Raw genomic sequence first — 14,334 nt, 5'->3', positions numbered from 1 at the left:
TGGCCTATCGCCAGCCAGCTAGCCTAGATCTCACGCAAAGAAAAAGCGCCCGACTGCCAGTGGCGGTCGGGCGCTTCGCTATTCGATATGCCGGACGGATCAGTCGATCGGACGGCTCGAATTGAAGAACAGGGCCTGGCTGATCGCCGCGCGCACCGTCGCTTCCTGGAAGGGCTTGGTAACCAGATAGGTCGGTTCCGGTCGGTCCCCGGTCAACAGCCGCTCCGGATAGGCGGTAATGAAGATCACCGGCACACTGCCCATCGCGAGGATGTCGTCCACCGCATCGAGTCCGGACGATCCGTCGGCGAGCTGGATGTCGGCGAGCACCAGGCCGGGGGTCTGTTCCGCGACCACCTGCTGCGCCTGCGTGCGCGTGGCGGCGGTGCCGCAGATGTCGTGACCAAGGCCGCGCACCAGATCCTCGAGCTGCATCGAGATCAGGGGCTCGTCCTCGATGATCAGAACCGACGTGGCCGATTCCCGATCGATTTCGGCGATGGCATCCTGCACCATCGCTTCGACATCGGTCTCTTCCATGTCCATGATCTCGGCCGTTTCCGAGATGGAGAAATCTTCCAGCGTGGTCAGCAGCAGCGCCTGCCGGTTGAGCGGCGTGACCGCCTTCAACCGATTGTGCGCGGCATTCTCGTGCTCGCCGGAGCCGGACGTATCATCATCGTCCTGCACTTCCATGTAGGCGCTCGACCACACCTTGTTGAAGGCGCGGTAAAGCGGCACCCGCCCCGATTGGAGCGATTGTTTGAGATCTTCGTCTTCCAGCGCCGCTTCCAGCGTGGCGCGGACGAAGGCATCTCCTGTCTGCTGCGAACCCGTAAGTGCGCGCGCGTAGCGGCGCAGATACGGAAGGTTGGCGGCTACTTGTTCTCCGAGCGACATGAATCCCTTTCCCGTTTGGACGCGCGATAAACGAGCGGTCCGGAGGTCGGTTCCGTCCCTGCCGATTGGAGGGAGGTTTGACAAGCAGGATGGGGGGTTAGTCCCTTGGTCCAAGGGCCTGCGAAAATTTTTTCGGCTCCGCTGGAACCCCTTTCCGAACGGGGCATTATGTCCTTGTCACCGCCGAGACCCCCCTCCCGTCCAAGCGGCAGGTGATACGATCCCGAAAGGCCTCCGCTCGAAACCGAGCGGAGGCCTTTTTTTCGTGCGTGATCCCTTTCGTGCGAAGCGGATGCGACTGTGGGACGCGCGGCATCGCGCGCCGGACCGGGGGAAAGGAGTTCGAGCGCCCTAGCGGCGGAACAGCGCCAACAGACCCTTGCGGCGGGGTGCGCGGGCGTGGGCTACTAGCTCGGAAAAGTCGTAAGGCTTTTCCAGCACCGGGCCCAGTTCGGCGATCTCTTCGGGAATGGAGTCGGGTGCGCCGGTGGAGAAGATGATCCGCGGAGGCTGCGGTCCGATCTGGGCGACCAGTTCCGCAATCGCCCAGCCATCGTCGCGATCGGCGAGGTGCACGTCCAAGATCAGAAGGTCGAACTTGCTGTCGCGCAACTGGTCGAGCGCCGCCGCAGTGGTAGCGACGGTGGTCACCTCGCTCGCGCCCGCCTCGCGCAGGCTGTCCTCGGTCGCGAGGGCCAGCACCGCGTCGTCTTCCACCAGCAACACGGAGCCGAGCGGGCCCGCGCCGTCGCCCGACCGGGGCTCTCCCGCTTTGCCGTCCGCTGATTTCATCTCGATGCGGTTCCTCGACTGGTGCCGCGGCCTCGCGCCGACGTGCCCTGCAACAACCCCGATCGCCGTTCTAACGTTCCCGCGTTGCTCCGCTTGCCGGCCCGCGCTTCCCGGTCACAGATCCCGGCGATAGATCAGATATTCGCGGTTGATCCGGCTATCGATCGTTTCGGCGATCGCGACCATCCCGCGATTGTCCTCCAGGATCCAGCCGATCTCGCCCCGCTTCGAGCCATAGCGTCGCGTGGCCTCCTGCCTGATCGATTCGATCATCATGAAGGCGAGCTGGCTGGCGAGGCGCGAGTTCTGGAACTCCTTCAGCACGCCCATCAGCGGCACGCGCATGTCGGCGCCGGTCGGCTTCTTCAGCCATCGCAGCAGACGAATCCAGCCGAACGGGAACAGCTTCCCTCGGATATCCTTCAGCACGGCGTTCATGTCCGGGATGGTCATCATGAAGGCGACCGGCCGCCCTTCGACCTCCGCGATGCGGTTCAGCGGCGCGTGGATGATCGGGCGCATTTTCTTGCCCGCATAGGCGACTTCCTCGGGCGTGAACGGCACGAAGCCCCAATTGGTCGACCAGGCATCGTTCAGGATCGTCAGGATGATCTCCATCTCGCTCTGGTAATTGGCGAGGTCGACCGGGCGCACGGTGATGCGCGGATTGCGTTCCCCCGATTGCACGATCCGCTGCACCAGCGGCGGGAATTCCTGCGTGATGTCGAGATCGTATGTCAGGAGCGATTTCGCCTTCTCGTAGCCGGCCGCTTCGATCCAGGCCCGATAATGGGGGGGATGATGCCCCATCATCATGGTGGGCGAGTGATCGTGCCCCTTCACCAGCAGGCCGGGCTCTTCCCAGATCGACATCGAGATAGGTCCCAGCACATGGGTCATCCCCCGCTCGCGCAACCAGCCTTCCGCCGCCGCGAGCAGCGCCTTCCCGACCTCTTCATCGACCGCATCGAAATAACCGAACATGCCGGTCCCGGGGCCCATGCCCTGTTCGACGGGAATGGCGAGGGCGAGATGATCGATCTGCGCCGAGATGCGCCCTACCGCCTCCCCACCGCGCCGGGCAATGAACAGCTGCGCCTCGGCATGACCGAAGAACGGGTTCCTGTCCGGGTCGACCAGCTCCAGCTGTTCGGAGCGCAATTGCGGGACCGAGTTCGGCACCTGGGCGGCGAAGCGGCGGCCGAGGTCGACGAATTGCGCCCGGCCTTTCTTGCCGGATACGGGTTCGATCACGATCTTTTCGTTGGTCACGGGTGGTCCTGTTCAGGCGCGATTAGCGGTTGGCGCGCAATAGCGCGGACGAACAAGCCAGTCGATCACTCTCGCCAACAGCCTGCATTTGCCGATCGGTTGCGCAATCCCTACATAGCCACCGGAAGCAGACAGCCGAACACAGATATGTCCCATACCCTCGATCCCGCCACCACGACCGGCGCGCCCACCGCGCAGCCGCGCGCCATGCGCGTTGCGGACGACATGGCGATGTTGCGCGCCGCCCGCGACCTGACGAAGGATCTCGCGCAGGCGCGCCCGGCTATCTACTGGCCGGACATGCTGGGCTCCGCGCTTTTGGGTTACGCGGCGCTCGCGGGCGCGATCCTGGTCGATAGCACGCTCGCTGCGCTCGCCCTCGGCCTCGTGGCGGCGCTGGCGCTCTACCGGGCGCTGCTGTTCATCCACGAGCTGTCGCATATCCATCGCGACGCTCTGCCCGGGTTCCGGCTTGGCTGGAACCTGCTGGTCGGTGTGCCGATGCTGACTCCGTCCTTCATGTACGAAGGGGTGCACACGCTGCACCACAAGCGTACGCAATACGGTACGGTGGAGGATCCGGAATATCTCCCGCTGGCGCTGATGAAGCCGTGGTCGCTGCCGCTCTTCGTCCTGATTGCAGCGTTGCTGCCGGTGGCGCTGATCGCGCGCTTCGCAATCCTCGTCCCGCTGGGCGCGATCCTGCCGCCGGTTCGCCGGCTCACCTGGCAGCGTTTTTCCGCCCTCGCGATCAATCCGGCGTTCCGCCGTCGTCCGCCGGAAGGCGAGCTGCGCCCGCGTGTTCTGTGGCAGGAGCTGGGCGGCTTCGTGTGGTCGTGGGCGCTGATCGGCAGCGTCTTCGCCTTCGGCTGGCATCCGCTGCTGGTCGCGCTGGCAACCGTGTCCTTCGCCGCGGTGCTCAACCAGTTGCGCACGCTGGTCGCGCATCTGTGGGAGAACGAAGGCGAGCAGATGACGGTGACGGCCCAGTTCCTCGATTCGGTGAACGTCCCGCCGCCGGGTGTGGTTGCCGAGCTATGGGCACCGGTCGGCCTGCGCTATCACGCGCTACACCATCTGATGCCGAGCATGCCCTATCACGCGTTGCCCGAGGCGCACCGGCGGCTCGCGACCGAACTCGGCACGGATTCGACCTATCACGGTGCCAATCACCCCGGCATGGCCCGGCTCGTGGGCCGGATCGCGCGCAGCACCATGCGGCTGCGCTAGGCGCTATTCTTCGGTGCGGATCAGCACCGTTTCCCCGATCAGGAAGAACAGCAGGAAGGGTGCCCACGCCGCCAGGAACGGCGGGTAGCCGCCGAAATTGCCGAGTGCCAGCGCGGCGTTGTCGATCAGGAAGAAGGCGAAGCCCATAGCCATCGCGATCACCGCGCGCAGGAACAGCTGCCCCGATCGTGCCAGCCCGAAGGCGGCGATCGCCCCCAGCAGAGGCATGAGCAGGGCGGCGAGCGGACCGGAAATCTTGTGCCACCAGTTCATCCGCAGTTCCGCGGTGGAGCGGCCCGCCGCCTCGTATGCGGCGATGGAATCCGACAGTTCCCACAGGCTCTGGGTTTCGGCCTTCACGCTTTCCAAGGCGATTTCGGCCGGGGTGATACTGGTCCGGATTGTCTGGGCAGGCGCGGTGGTGGTTGCCGCGGTCGCAACGTCGAAGTTCTGCGCATCGACGAGCCGCCAGCCATCCTGCGTCGGCTGGGCCAGCCGCGCCCGCAGCTGATCGTTGATCTCCCCGCCGGGATTGCGGGCATACCAGGTCACGCCGGACAGGCGCATCGCCGCCCCGGCTCCGCTGACGGTCTTCGCCATCAGGATGTTCTCTCCATCGGAGACATAGACGTTGGAGCGAGTGTCGGATGTGCGCGGGATCGGCCCGTATTCCACCGCCTGCCAAGCATTCAGCGCCGCCGTCGCGCGGGTCACGACCCGTTCGTTGAAGACGAAGGTGAGGGCGGAGACGATCAGCGCGGTCAGGAACAGCGGGGCCAGCACCTGGTGCGCCGAGAGCCCCGCCGCCTTCATCGCGATCACCTCGCTGTTCTGGTTCAGTCCGACCAGAGTGATGATGGTCGCCAGCAACACCGAATAGGGGAGGAAGGTCTGAACCAGCTGCGGGATGCGCAGCGAGACGTAATAGAGCAATTGCCCCTGACCGTTGCCCTTCACCGCCAGGATGTCGCCGCTGGTCGACAGCAGGTCCAGCATCATCAGCACCAAGACCAGCACCGCGAGCATGGCGATGATGCGGGTCACGAACATCTTGCCGAGATAGAGCGTCAGACGCCGCGAGGGGAAGAAATCGAGCTGCATCCTAGGCGCCACTTTCCGCAAGATCGTCTTCGTCTTCTTCTTCGCCCAGCATGGTCTGCCCTGCCGCGCGCTTGCGCCGTTTGCGCCAGCCGAACAGCTTTCCGAACCGTTTGGAGATCTTGCCGAAGACACGCTCCAGCGCGCCGATCGGCTGGCCGCCCGGAACATGGGCGAGCTGGTAGTACATCCATACGATCAGCAGGGCGAAGATGGCGAACGGCGTCCACAGTGCCACGACGGGGTCGATCCGGCCGAGCATCGCGACATCCTCCCCATACTGGTTCACCTTGTGATAGGCGACCACCAGCACGATCGAGACGAACACGCCGAGCGCGCTGGTGGAGCGTTTGGGCGGCACTGCCAGGGCGAGTCCCAGCAGCGGCATCAGCAGCATCATCACCACCTCCACCAGGCGGAAGTGGAAGCTCGCCTGGCTTGCGTCGCGGGTATCGGGGGGCTGGGTATCGGCCCAGCCGATCCGCAGCAGTTCGGGGAGGATGAATTCGCGCTGGTCGTCCCCGCGCGTGCGGAATTCCTCCACCCGCGGCAGATCGATCGGCAGGTCGTGGCGGCTGAAGGTCAGCACGCGCGGCGTTTCGTCGCCGCTGTCCTGTACGATCGTGCCGTCTATCAGCCGCAGGATGATGGTGTTGGGATTGTCGGTGGTGGCCAGGAATGCGCCCTCGCGCGCACCGATCGACAGCACCTCACCCTTCTCCGTCGCGATGCGGGCGAAAATGCCCATCAGTCGCCGCCCCTTGTCCTCGCTGCGATCGATGCGCAGCGCCATGCGATCCGCCAGCGTGGTGAATTCGCCGACCTTGATCGATGCGCCGAGCGCGCCCGATTGCAGCTCGTACTGCAATTCCTCGTAGGTGTAGCGCGCCACCGGCTGAATGTAGAACACCAGCGCGACGTTCACCGCCATCAGGATCGCCGCCAGCGCGTAGGGCACACGCAGCATCCGGCCGTAGCTCATGCCCAGCGCGCGCAGCACGTCGAGTTCGCTGGAGGTGGCGAGCTTGCGGAAGGCGAGCAGGATGCCGAGCATCAGCCCCAGGGGAATGGCCAGCGCAGCGTATTCGGGCAGCATCGCGCCCAGCATCTTGAACACGACCCCGACCGGGCCGCCCTCCACCGACACGAAGTCGAACAGCCGCCGCATCTTGTCGAGCAGCAGCAGCGAGGCGGCGATGGCGAACACACCCGCCATCGGAACGATGGTCAGCCGCAGGATGTAGCGGTCGATGGCGGGGAGGAATTTGAACAAAGGCGTGACGGCTCGCTGGGGCTGTGGTGCCCGGCCTTAACGGCAAATCGGCGTCAGGTCATGCCCGCTTTGAGAGCGCGCGCGAATATCAGGCCTTTTCCAGCGTGCATTGCAACGGATGCTGGTTCTCGCGCGCGAAATCCATCACCTGGTTCACCTTGGTCTCGGCGACTTCGTAGGTGAAGACACCGCACACCCCCACGCCGCGCTGATGGACGTGGAGCATGACCCGCGTCGCCTCCTCCATATTCATGCGGAAGAAGCGCTTGAGCACGATCACCACGAACTCCATCGGGGTGTAATCGTCGTTGAGCATCAGCACCTTGTACTGGCTGGGCTTCTTGGGGCGGGTGCGCGTCTTGGTGGCGATGCCGATCTGGCTGTCGCCATCGGTCCCGCGCCGGTCGTCGTCGCCCGCACGCGGGGCGATGGCGGTCATGCTGGTGGGGGCTGGGCAGGTCCGGGTCATCATGGCGACAATATCGTAAGGCGCGGCGCAAAGGCAAGGTGCGCCGGGGCTATCGGGGCGGTTTCGGCATCGATCGGCCGCAAGCAAAAGGGCCGAACGGCGCCATGCCGTCCGGCCCTGCTAACGGATCGGATCAAAGAGGAGAGAGGAGAGCCCGGTCCGTCGAAAGCGTTCGCTTAAGCAGCGGCAACCTTGTCGGCGGCAACGCTCATGCGGCTGGAGATCGGCGCGAAGGTGTCGTTCGCCAGCTTCATCCAGCTTTCGGTCGCCTTCGAACCGAACGCGATCGCGGCATCGAAATTGCGGCGCGCGATATCGCCCTGCAGCTGCACGAGTTCGGTCGGGCTGGTGACCTTGGCCATGTCCTTGGCATCTTCGATCATCTGCTCGGTGGCCTTCTTGCCGTCTTCGGCGACCATCTGGCCCATGTCTTTCAGACCGGCGTAGTAGATCTTGCCGGATTCGATCATCGCCTCGGCATTCGCCTTCTGGAACGCGACCATCTCGCCGGTCATCTCGGTGCCCTTCTCATAGGCACCCTTCATCTTGGACTGGACGGTGCCGGCGACATCCTTGGCGGTGTCGGTGAAGGTCTTCTTGGTGGTGGTAGTGGTGGTATCCATGATCGGTGTTTCCTTGAACTTCGTATCGGGTTTGGTGAACTTCGGCGCCTTGGCCTTGGCCTTCTGCGCCGGGGATTTCTTCGCCAGCTTCTTCGCTGGAGCCAGCTTGTCCATAGACGCGACCGGCTTAGGCTTTGACTTGGCGGGAGCCATCTTCGCAGGGGCGGCCTGATTGGGCGCCTCCGGCTTGGGCGCGGTCTTCGCCTCGTAGGTCTGCGCGATCGCCTTCTCAGCCGAGGCCGCCTCGGCGGCCTCGTTCGCGCTCACTTTTGCTTCGTCCTGATCGGCCATGCAATATGCCTCATCTTCTTGTGCAGTGCACAAATAGATGCTGCGACCGCGAAACGCAAGGCTTTTTGTGCAGTGCACAATAATGAAGAGACGGTACTGCTAGCGGAGCACCGAAGGTCAGCGCGTCATCACGTACCGTCCCGGCGCGTCCTCGATCACCGTATCCGCGTCGTTCTTCCCCGGAACGCGCTTGCCCTTCGCCGCGACTTCCTCGCCGTCGTGCCCCTCGATCCATTCGATCCAGTCCGGCCACCAACTGCCGGGATGCTCGGTCGCGCCTTCGCGGAACTGCGCCAGGGTGCGCACGCCGTCGTCTTCGTTGATCCAGTATTGATATTTCCTGGCCTCGGGCGGATTGACCACACCTGCGATATGGCCCGACCCGGCGAGGACGAAGCGCGTCGGGCCGGAGAAATGCTCACGTATCTTCCACACGCTCTCGGCCGGGGCGATGTGATCCTCCCTCCCGGCCTGGATATAGGCCGGCGTCTCGACCCGCGTGAGGTCGATCGGGGTTCCGTCCGCCGACAGCGCGTCGGGCTGGACCAGCAGGTTGTCGCGATAGAGGTCGCGCAGATAGGCGCGGTGCCATTTCGCGGGCAGGTTGGTGACGTCGCCGTTCCAGTGCAGCAGGTCGAACGCCGGGTAGCTTTCGCCCAGCAGGTAATTGTTGACGACGTAGTTCCAGATCAGGTCCGTGCCGCGCAGCATGTTGAAGGTCGCGGCCATGTAGCGCCCGTCGAGATAGCCGTCGGTCTCCAGGTTCTCGATCGCCGAAAGCTGCTGGTCGTCCACGAAGTTGAGCAGTTCTCCCGCCTGCCGGAAATCGACCTGGGCAGTAAAGAAAGTCGCGCTCTTCACCCGGTCCGCCTCGCCGCGTCGTGCCAAGATCGCCAGCGTTGCCGCCAGCGTGGTGCCCGCGACGCAATAGCCGATCGCATGCACGGCGGGCACCTTCAGCCGGTCGCGGACATGGTCGATCACCTCGATCTGCGCGCGGATGTAATCGTCCCACTCGATGTCGGCCATGCTCGCATCGGCCGATTTCCAGCTGACCACGAACACCGACAGCCCCTGCTCGACCGCCCAGCGGATGAAGCTCTTCTTCGGGTTGAGATCGAGGATGTAGAACCGGTTGATCCATGGGGGGAAGATCACCAGCGGCACCGCCAGCACCTTCTCCGTCGTCGGGGTGTACTGGATCAGCTGATAGAGCGGCGTCTCGTACACCACCTTGCCCGGCGTCACCGCGATATTCTCGCCCAGCGTGAACGCGCCGCTGTCGGTATGCGTCAGCTGGCCTTTGCCTAGATCGGCCAGGAGATGCCGCATACCCTCGACCAGGTTCTCGCCCTTGGTCGCCATGGTCCGTTCCAGCACCACCGGATTGGTCGCGGCGAAATTCGCGGGGCTCAGTGCGTCGGCCATCGCCTTGGTCGCGAATTTCAGCTGCTCGCGCTTGTCAGGCGTCAGGCCCTGCAGCTCGTCTACCATCGCCTCGACCCGCTCTACCAGCAGCAGATAGGTCTGGTGGATCAGCGCGAAGGCGGGCTGGGTGCGCCAGCGTTCGTCGGCGAAACGGCGATCCTTGCGCGGCAGATCGGGTTGTTCGCCGGTATCGCCGGACATTCCGGCCCACACCGACTGCCACAGCGCGACGCTGTCCTGCCACAGCTTCTGCTGCGCCTCCATGTCGGCCGCGAAGGGGAGGCTCTTGGTCCAGTTCTCCACCAGCGCGAACCAGCGCGCCGGATCGCCCGACAGCTCGGGGGCGGCCTGCGGCACGGCATGGTTGCCCTGAAATTCCAGCCACATAGCCTGCAGCTTGCCCGCATTCTCCGCCCATTCGCGCATCTCTTCCGGGTCGGGCAGCTTCGCCGGGCCATCGGTGCCGCCGATCATCGGCTGCGCCATGCCGTGCGCCAGCTTCATCTGCGCCTCCAGCATCGCTGTGAACGGATCGTCGCGGCGCGTCTCTTCGGCCATCGGGCCCTCCTCGCAGTTCCTCTCCGGTATTCAATACATGACGCGCGCGCTATATCCCCATCGATATTTTGTTACCGCGGCAATTGCGGCGGCTGGCGGAATGTTTCAGAATCGCCGCCGATCACCCGTCACTTTCTCAGGACCACGATGGAAACCGAATTCTACCGCATGAAACGCCTGCCGCCCTACGTCATCGCGGAGGTGAACGCGATGCGGCACGCGGCGCGGCGTTCGGGCGAGGACATCATCGATCTGGGCATGGGCAATCCCGACCGCCCGCCGCCCCAGCACGTGCTCGATAAGCTGTGCGAGGTGGCGCAGAAGCCCGACGCGCACGGCTATTCCCAATCGCGGGGTATTCCCGGGCTTAGGAAAGCGCAGGCGAATTATTACGGCAATCGCTTCGGGGTTGATATCGATCCGGAGCGCGAGGTGGTGGTGACGCTTGGGTCGAAGGAAGGGCTCGCCAGCCTCGCCAACGCGATCACCGCGCCCGGCGACGTGGTGCTGGCACCCAATCCGTCCTACCCTATCCACACCTTCGGCTTCATCATCGCGGGCGCGACGATCCGCAGCGTACCGACCACCCCGGACGAGGAATACTGGCGTCAGCTCGAAAGCGCGATGGCCTATACCGTGCCACGGCCCAGCGTGCTGGTGGTGAACTACCCCTCCAATCCGACCGCCGAAGTGGTCGATCTCGCCTTTTACGAGCGGCTGGTCGCCTGGGCGAAGGAAAACCAGGTCTGGATCCTGTCCGACCTCGCCTATTCGGAGCTGTGGTACGACGGCAATCCGACCCCCTCGATCATGCAGGTGCCGGGCGCGAAGGACGTGGCGGTCGAGTTCACCTCGCTGTCGAAGACCTATTCGATGGCGGGCTGGCGGATCGGCTTCGCGGTCGGCAACCAGCAGCTGATCGCGGCGATGACGCGGGTGAAGAGCTATCTCGACTACGGTGCCTTCACCCCGATCCAGGCGGCCGCCTGTGCCGCGCTCAACGGCCCGCAGGACTGCGTGGAGGAGAACCGGCGCATCTATCACAAGCGGCGCGACGTGATGGTGGAGGCGTTCGCGCGCGCCGGCTGGGATATTCCGCCGCCGCCCGCCAGTATGTTCGCCTGGGCTCCGCTGCCGCCTGCGCTCGCCCATCTGGGCAGCCTGGAATTCTCCAAGCAGTTGCTCACGCATGCGCAGGTCGCGGTCGCGCCAGGCGTCGGCTATGGCGAGGAGGGCGAAGGCTATGTCCGCATCGCGATGGTGGAGAACGAACAGCGATTGCGGCAGGCGGCGCGCAACATCAAACGCTATCTTTCCGCGCAGGGAATCAACACCGGCGATCGGCGCGCTGCGGGTTGAGCGGTCGCCCGCATCGGGTTTCGCCACCACCTCGATTAATATTATTATCACCTGCTAGACAGCGCCCCCGAATTGCGCGACGGCGCGATACCTACAGGAGATACAAGCGATGGCGGCCATTCCTCTTTCGACGAACGACCGCGTTGCAGTTTCGCTCGATGACGATGGCGTGGCTCAGGTCCGCCTGACGCGGCCGGACAAGATGAACGCGCTCGATCGGTCGATGTTCGACGGCATCATTTCCGCTGCCGAATCGCTCGACAAGATGCGCGGGCTGCGCGCCGTGGTCCTGTCGGGGGAAGGGCGGGCGTTCAGCGCCGGGCTCGATACCGCCAGCTTCGCCAACATGGCCGATCCGGACGAACCCCCGCTGGAAGAGCGCACCTACGGCATCGCCAACCGGTTCCAACAGGTGGCGACTGCCTGGCGCGAGCTGGCCGTGCCGGTCGTCGCGGCCATTCACGGTGTTTGCTTCGGCGGCGGGCTGCAGATCGCGAGCGGCGCGGATGTCCGGATCGCGCGCGCCGATGCTCGTCTTGCGATCATGGAAATGCGCTGGGGGATCGTGCCCGACATGGGCGGCTATCGCCACTGGCGCGGCCTGGTGCGCGACGATGTCCTGCGCGAACTGGTCTATACCAACCGCGAGATTACTGGCGAGGAAGCGCAGGTGATGGGACTCGTGACCGAGATCGCCGACGATCCGTTGGCACGGGCTCTGGACCTCGCCGGAACGATCGCCATGCGCAATCCGCATGCGATCCGCGCGGCCAAGCGGCTGTCCAACGCCATGGCCGATACGGACGGTGCGGCGCTCCTGCTGCGCGAGAGCGAGGAGCAGGCGGCGATCATTCGATCGTCCAACCAGGTCGAGGCGGTGCTGGCCGGCATGGCCAAGCGGATACCTGTTTTCAGCGACGTCTGACGGCGCCCTCTGACAAGGGCCTGCGGTCAGCCGAAAATCGCGACCAGCTGCTGGCCGGCGACCACCTGCCGACCGTCGGCATCCCACATGCGCAGGCGCTCGGTCGAGTAGCCATCGGCAGCCTCTACGCTGGCATTCTCCGTCAGGAACCAGCCGTCGCGCGTTTCCGGTGCGGGGTCGAGGAGGTTGAACGTCCAGTTGATCGAACTGAGGGGGCCGGGCCGCTCCATCGCCCGCATCGCGCCCGGGGGCAGGGTATCTCCCATCAGCACGATCCGGCTGGTGGGGTCCAGCCCGTTGCCATCCTTCAGCCGGACCCAGCGGCGGATGACGGGCGGACCGGACCAACCGCGATCCTGCGCCCGGCGGACCTCGTAATTGTTGGCGAGGAAGGCCGGTGCCTGATCGATCGCGGAATCGGCGTTCTCCTCGGGACTGCCGGGCCACGGCTCGGCGCGCGGCGCGCTGTGCCGCGCATTCGCCTCGCGGGCGGTGCCGAAGAGGAAGAATGCGGTCAGCGCGACCTCCCCGTCGACCAGTAATTCGCTGCGCACCTGCGCCACGTTTCGTCCCTGGCGGATCATCGCGACCCGCGTCGTGACCGTTTCCCCGATCGGCGCGACGAAGCCGACCTGGCCGCTGCGCAAGGGCGGAAGTTCGGGGAAGCGGCGGACGGCTGCAGTATAGGCGACCAGGGCGCTCGCCCCGCCATACAGGGTGCGGCCCTGCATCCACGGATCGGCGGGCAGGGTGATGGTGGCATCGCGGTCGGTCACAGGGGCGATCAGGTCGAGTGCGGACATGGCAGCGCCATGCCATCCTTCGCAACGCCGGACCAGCCTGCGGGAGTGCGAATCCAAAACCGTTGAATTGCGATCGGGCGTCGGCTAGGGGCGCTGTTCCCGCGCGACTGTCTGCCAGCCGCGCGGGCGGCGGCCCGATGGCGGAGTGGTTACGCAGAGGACTGCAAATCCTTGCACGCCGGTTCGATTCCGGCTCGGGCCTCCATCTTCCGGTCGCAGCGGCAAATTCCGTTGCGACCCGTCGCCCGCGCGATTAAGGCGCGGTCCGGCAATGCCGCTTTAGCTCAGTTGGTAGAGCACATCATTCGTAATGATGGGGTCACGTGTTCGAGTCACGTAAGCGGCACCAGCCCACTTTCGCGAACACAACGTTCAGGCGTCGGGTGTGCCTACCTTCAGGCTTTAAACGAGAAAAGCCCCCGCTCTCCTGATGGAGGCGAGGGCTTTCTGCATATGCTGGCTGATTAGTTGGCGCCGGTACCCGTCGGGACGCGTGCACCTTGCTTCAGATAGACGCGGTTGTCGTCGAGCTTCTCGACGTCGTCCAGCGGGATGAAGTGGTGCGATCCGTCGCTGGCATCGGACTTGGTCAGCTTGATACGATCATCCTTGACCTCGTCCACCGTGCCAACGTGCTGACCGTTGGCGTCCGCGACTTCCATATGCTCCTTGATCCGCAGCTTCTCGAACATGAATTCTTCCTTCCTTTAAAGTGTCTTATACCATACCAACGACCATCGCTGTCGCGCGTTCCGCAACTCGTCGCGAGTTGGAAACGGGTCGGTGCGGGGGAAGGATCACTCGCCGTTCTTCGCGCCCCGATCCGCCTTCGCCTTGCTGTTCTCGTCCGCCCCGGGCGCTTCCATATCGCCGTCGGATTCGGAGTAGCTGTCGTCCTCGGCATCGGCGGCGATCGGGTCCCCATCGCCGGGGCCGCCTTTCGCGCCGGGGGGAAGTTCGCCGTCCTCGTCGATCGTTTCCGGCTGGTTGACCGCATACTGGTCGTAGCGCGGATCGTCGTCGCCGACCGGGTTCTCGATCGCGTGGCGGTGCGCCTCGTCCTTATCCTTCGCCATCGTCCTTGCGCTCCTCTTCTTCGCGCCGTTTCGCCTTGGCGCGCGCCGCATCCTCGCGCGGGCCGGTGCGTTCGGGTTCGAACGGCACGTCGGACTTCGCATGGGTGAGATCGGGGCTGTTGTCGGGTTCGAGCTTGCCCATCGCGGGGCTCCTTTCGTTTCGCCTGTGTGAGGTAAAGCGCACCGCCCGCCCCCACAGTTCCGCGCCGCACGCGAATTATCCCCACCCGATCCTGC

At 64.8% G+C, this 14,334-nt stretch carries 15 protein-coding genes and 2 tRNA genes; 5 read left to right on the top strand and 12 right to left on the bottom strand.

Features of this window, described 5'->3' with window-relative positions; genetic code table 11:
- Positions 1–99: 99 nt before the first annotated feature.
- From MKP08_RS02475 to MKP08_RS02465, 3 genes are all read right to left on the bottom strand, one after another.
- Positions 100–900, bottom strand: a complete 801-nt coding sequence (locus MKP08_RS02475; RefSeq protein WP_215227201.1) for a response regulator — start codon at positions 898–900, stop codon at positions 100–102.
- 351 nt (positions 901–1,251) lie between these two features.
- A complete protein-coding gene (locus tag MKP08_RS02470) occupies positions 1,252–1,692 on the bottom strand; it encodes a response regulator (protein WP_215227202.1) in 441 nt (146 codons plus the stop codon).
- A 114-nt stretch (positions 1,693–1,806) separates the two neighbouring features.
- Positions 1,807–2,964, bottom strand: a complete 1,158-nt coding sequence (locus MKP08_RS02465) for a GNAT family N-acetyltransferase (protein WP_241554737.1) — start codon at positions 2,962–2,964, stop codon at positions 1,807–1,809.
- A 147-nt stretch (positions 2,965–3,111) separates the two neighbouring features.
- Between MKP08_RS02465 and MKP08_RS02460 the strand changes: the two genes are divergently transcribed.
- Complete coding sequence (locus MKP08_RS02460; protein ID WP_373418062.1) at positions 3,112–4,194, top strand: fatty acid desaturase; 1,083 nt, start codon at positions 3,112–3,114, stop codon at positions 4,192–4,194.
- A gap of 3 nt (positions 4,195–4,197) precedes the next feature.
- Here MKP08_RS02460 and lptG read toward each other — a convergent pair whose 3' ends face one another.
- The 5 genes from lptG to MKP08_RS02435 all read right to left on the bottom strand — a co-directional run bounded on the left by lptG (position 4,198) and on the right by MKP08_RS02435 (position 9,934).
- Positions 4,198–5,295, bottom strand: a complete 1,098-nt coding sequence (lptG, locus tag MKP08_RS02455) for an LPS export ABC transporter permease LptG (RefSeq protein WP_215227204.1) — start codon at positions 5,293–5,295, stop codon at positions 4,198–4,200.
- A gap of 1 nt (position 5,296) precedes the next feature.
- A complete protein-coding gene (gene lptF, locus MKP08_RS02450) occupies positions 5,297–6,565 on the bottom strand; it encodes an LPS export ABC transporter permease LptF (protein ID WP_241554736.1) in 1,269 nt (422 codons plus the stop codon).
- 88 nt (positions 6,566–6,653) lie between these two features.
- Positions 6,654–7,004, bottom strand: a complete 351-nt coding sequence (clpS, locus tag MKP08_RS02445; protein WP_215229732.1) for an ATP-dependent Clp protease adapter ClpS — start codon at positions 7,002–7,004, stop codon at positions 6,654–6,656.
- A 206-nt stretch (positions 7,005–7,210) separates the two neighbouring features.
- Positions 7,211–7,948, bottom strand: coding sequence for a phasin family protein (locus MKP08_RS02440; protein ID WP_241554735.1), 738 nt, complete (start codon positions 7,946–7,948; stop codon positions 7,211–7,213).
- Between the two features lie 117 nt (positions 7,949–8,065).
- The gene (locus MKP08_RS02435; protein WP_373418061.1) at positions 8,066–9,934 is read right to left on the bottom strand and encodes a PHA/PHB synthase family protein; all 1,869 of its coding nucleotides are present in this window, start codon (positions 9,932–9,934) and stop codon (positions 8,066–8,068) included.
- 147 nt (positions 9,935–10,081) lie between these two features.
- Between MKP08_RS02435 and MKP08_RS02430 the strand changes: the two genes are divergently transcribed.
- Together MKP08_RS02430 and MKP08_RS02425 are read left to right on the top strand one after the other, a co-directional pair.
- Complete coding sequence (locus MKP08_RS02430; RefSeq protein ID WP_241554734.1) at positions 10,082–11,293, top strand: LL-diaminopimelate aminotransferase; 1,212 nt, start codon at positions 10,082–10,084, stop codon at positions 11,291–11,293.
- 109 nt (positions 11,294–11,402) lie between these two features.
- Positions 11,403–12,218 (top strand): crotonase/enoyl-CoA hydratase family protein, encoded by an 816-nt coding sequence (locus MKP08_RS02425; protein WP_241554733.1) that lies wholly within the window; start codon positions 11,403–11,405, stop codon positions 12,216–12,218.
- A 26-nt stretch (positions 12,219–12,244) separates the two neighbouring features.
- Here MKP08_RS02425 and MKP08_RS02420 read toward each other — a convergent pair whose 3' ends face one another.
- The gene (locus MKP08_RS02420; RefSeq protein ID WP_241554732.1) at positions 12,245–13,021 is read right to left on the bottom strand and encodes an acyl-CoA thioesterase II; all 777 of its coding nucleotides are present in this window, start codon (positions 13,019–13,021) and stop codon (positions 12,245–12,247) included.
- 131 nt (positions 13,022–13,152) lie between these two features.
- Between MKP08_RS02420 and MKP08_RS02415 the strand changes: the two genes are divergently transcribed.
- Positions 13,153–13,226 (top strand) — tRNA-Cys (locus MKP08_RS02415).
- A 68-nt stretch (positions 13,227–13,294) separates the two neighbouring features.
- Positions 13,295–13,370: transfer RNA gene (locus tag MKP08_RS02410), tRNA-Thr, on the top strand.
- Between the two features lie 115 nt (positions 13,371–13,485).
- Here MKP08_RS02410 and MKP08_RS02405 read toward each other — a convergent pair.
- The 3 genes from MKP08_RS02405 to MKP08_RS02395 all read right to left on the bottom strand — a co-directional run bounded on the left by MKP08_RS02405 (position 13,486) and on the right by MKP08_RS02395 (position 14,239).
- Complete coding sequence (locus MKP08_RS02405; RefSeq protein ID WP_241554731.1) at positions 13,486–13,713, bottom strand: DUF2171 domain-containing protein; 228 nt, start codon at positions 13,711–13,713, stop codon at positions 13,486–13,488.
- Between the two features lie 105 nt (positions 13,714–13,818).
- Positions 13,819–14,097: a hypothetical protein gene (locus MKP08_RS02400; RefSeq protein WP_215227212.1), complete on the bottom strand. Its 279-nt coding sequence runs from the start codon at positions 14,095–14,097 to the stop codon at positions 13,819–13,821.
- Positions 14,084–14,239 carry a hypothetical protein gene (locus MKP08_RS02395; protein WP_215227213.1) on the bottom strand — a complete coding sequence of 52 codons (156 nt, stop codon included), beginning with the start codon at positions 14,237–14,239 and terminating at the stop codon, positions 14,084–14,086. The genes MKP08_RS02400 and MKP08_RS02395 overlap by 14 nt, the downstream gene beginning before the upstream one ends.
- Between the last annotated feature and the right edge of the window lie 95 nt (positions 14,240–14,334).

It is taken from the genome of Erythrobacter sp. LQ02-29, assembly GCF_022576075.2.
Taxonomy (GTDB): domain Bacteria; phylum Pseudomonadota; class Alphaproteobacteria; order Sphingomonadales; family Sphingomonadaceae; genus Alteriqipengyuania.
This window is presented reverse-complemented; position numbering and strand designations above follow the sequence as displayed.

Bases quoted from the DNA above. Each gene is read 5' to 3' on its own strand.
- MKP08_RS02425 (WP_241554733.1), top strand. From the start codon at position 11,403: ATGGCGGCCATTCCTCTTTCGACGAACGACCGCGTTGCAGTTTCGCTC.
- MKP08_RS02400 (WP_215227212.1), bottom strand. From the start codon at position 14,097: ATGGCGAAGGATAAGGACGAGGCGCACCGCCACGCGATCGAGAACCCG.
- MKP08_RS02460 (WP_373418062.1), top strand. From the start codon at position 3,112: ATGTCCCATACCCTCGATCCCGCCACCACGACCGGCGCGCCCACCGCG.
- MKP08_RS02440 (WP_241554735.1), bottom strand. From the start codon at position 7,948: ATGGCCGATCAGGACGAAGCAAAAGTGAGCGCGAACGAGGCCGCCGAG.
- MKP08_RS02430 (WP_241554734.1), top strand. From the start codon at position 10,082: ATGGAAACCGAATTCTACCGCATGAAACGCCTGCCGCCCTACGTCATC.
- clpS (WP_215229732.1), bottom strand. From the start codon at position 7,004: ATGACCGCCATCGCCCCGCGTGCGGGCGACGACGACCGGCGCGGGACC.
- MKP08_RS02475 (WP_215227201.1), bottom strand. From the start codon at position 900: ATGTCGCTCGGAGAACAAGTAGCCGCCAACCTTCCGTATCTGCGCCGC.
- MKP08_RS02470 (WP_215227202.1), bottom strand. From the start codon at position 1,692: ATGAAATCAGCGGACGGCAAAGCGGGAGAGCCCCGGTCGGGCGACGGC.
- lptG (WP_215227204.1), bottom strand. From the start codon at position 5,295: ATGCAGCTCGATTTCTTCCCCTCGCGGCGTCTGACGCTCTATCTCGGC.
- MKP08_RS02405 (WP_241554731.1), bottom strand. From the start codon at position 13,713: ATGTTCGAGAAGCTGCGGATCAAGGAGCATATGGAAGTCGCGGACGCC.
- MKP08_RS02420 (WP_241554732.1), bottom strand. From the start codon at position 13,021: ATGTCCGCACTCGACCTGATCGCCCCTGTGACCGACCGCGATGCCACC.
- MKP08_RS02395 (WP_215227213.1), bottom strand. From the start codon at position 14,239: ATGGGCAAGCTCGAACCCGACAACAGCCCCGATCTCACCCATGCGAAG.
- MKP08_RS02435 (WP_373418061.1), bottom strand. From the start codon at position 9,934: ATGGCCGAAGAGACGCGCCGCGACGATCCGTTCACAGCGATGCTGGAG.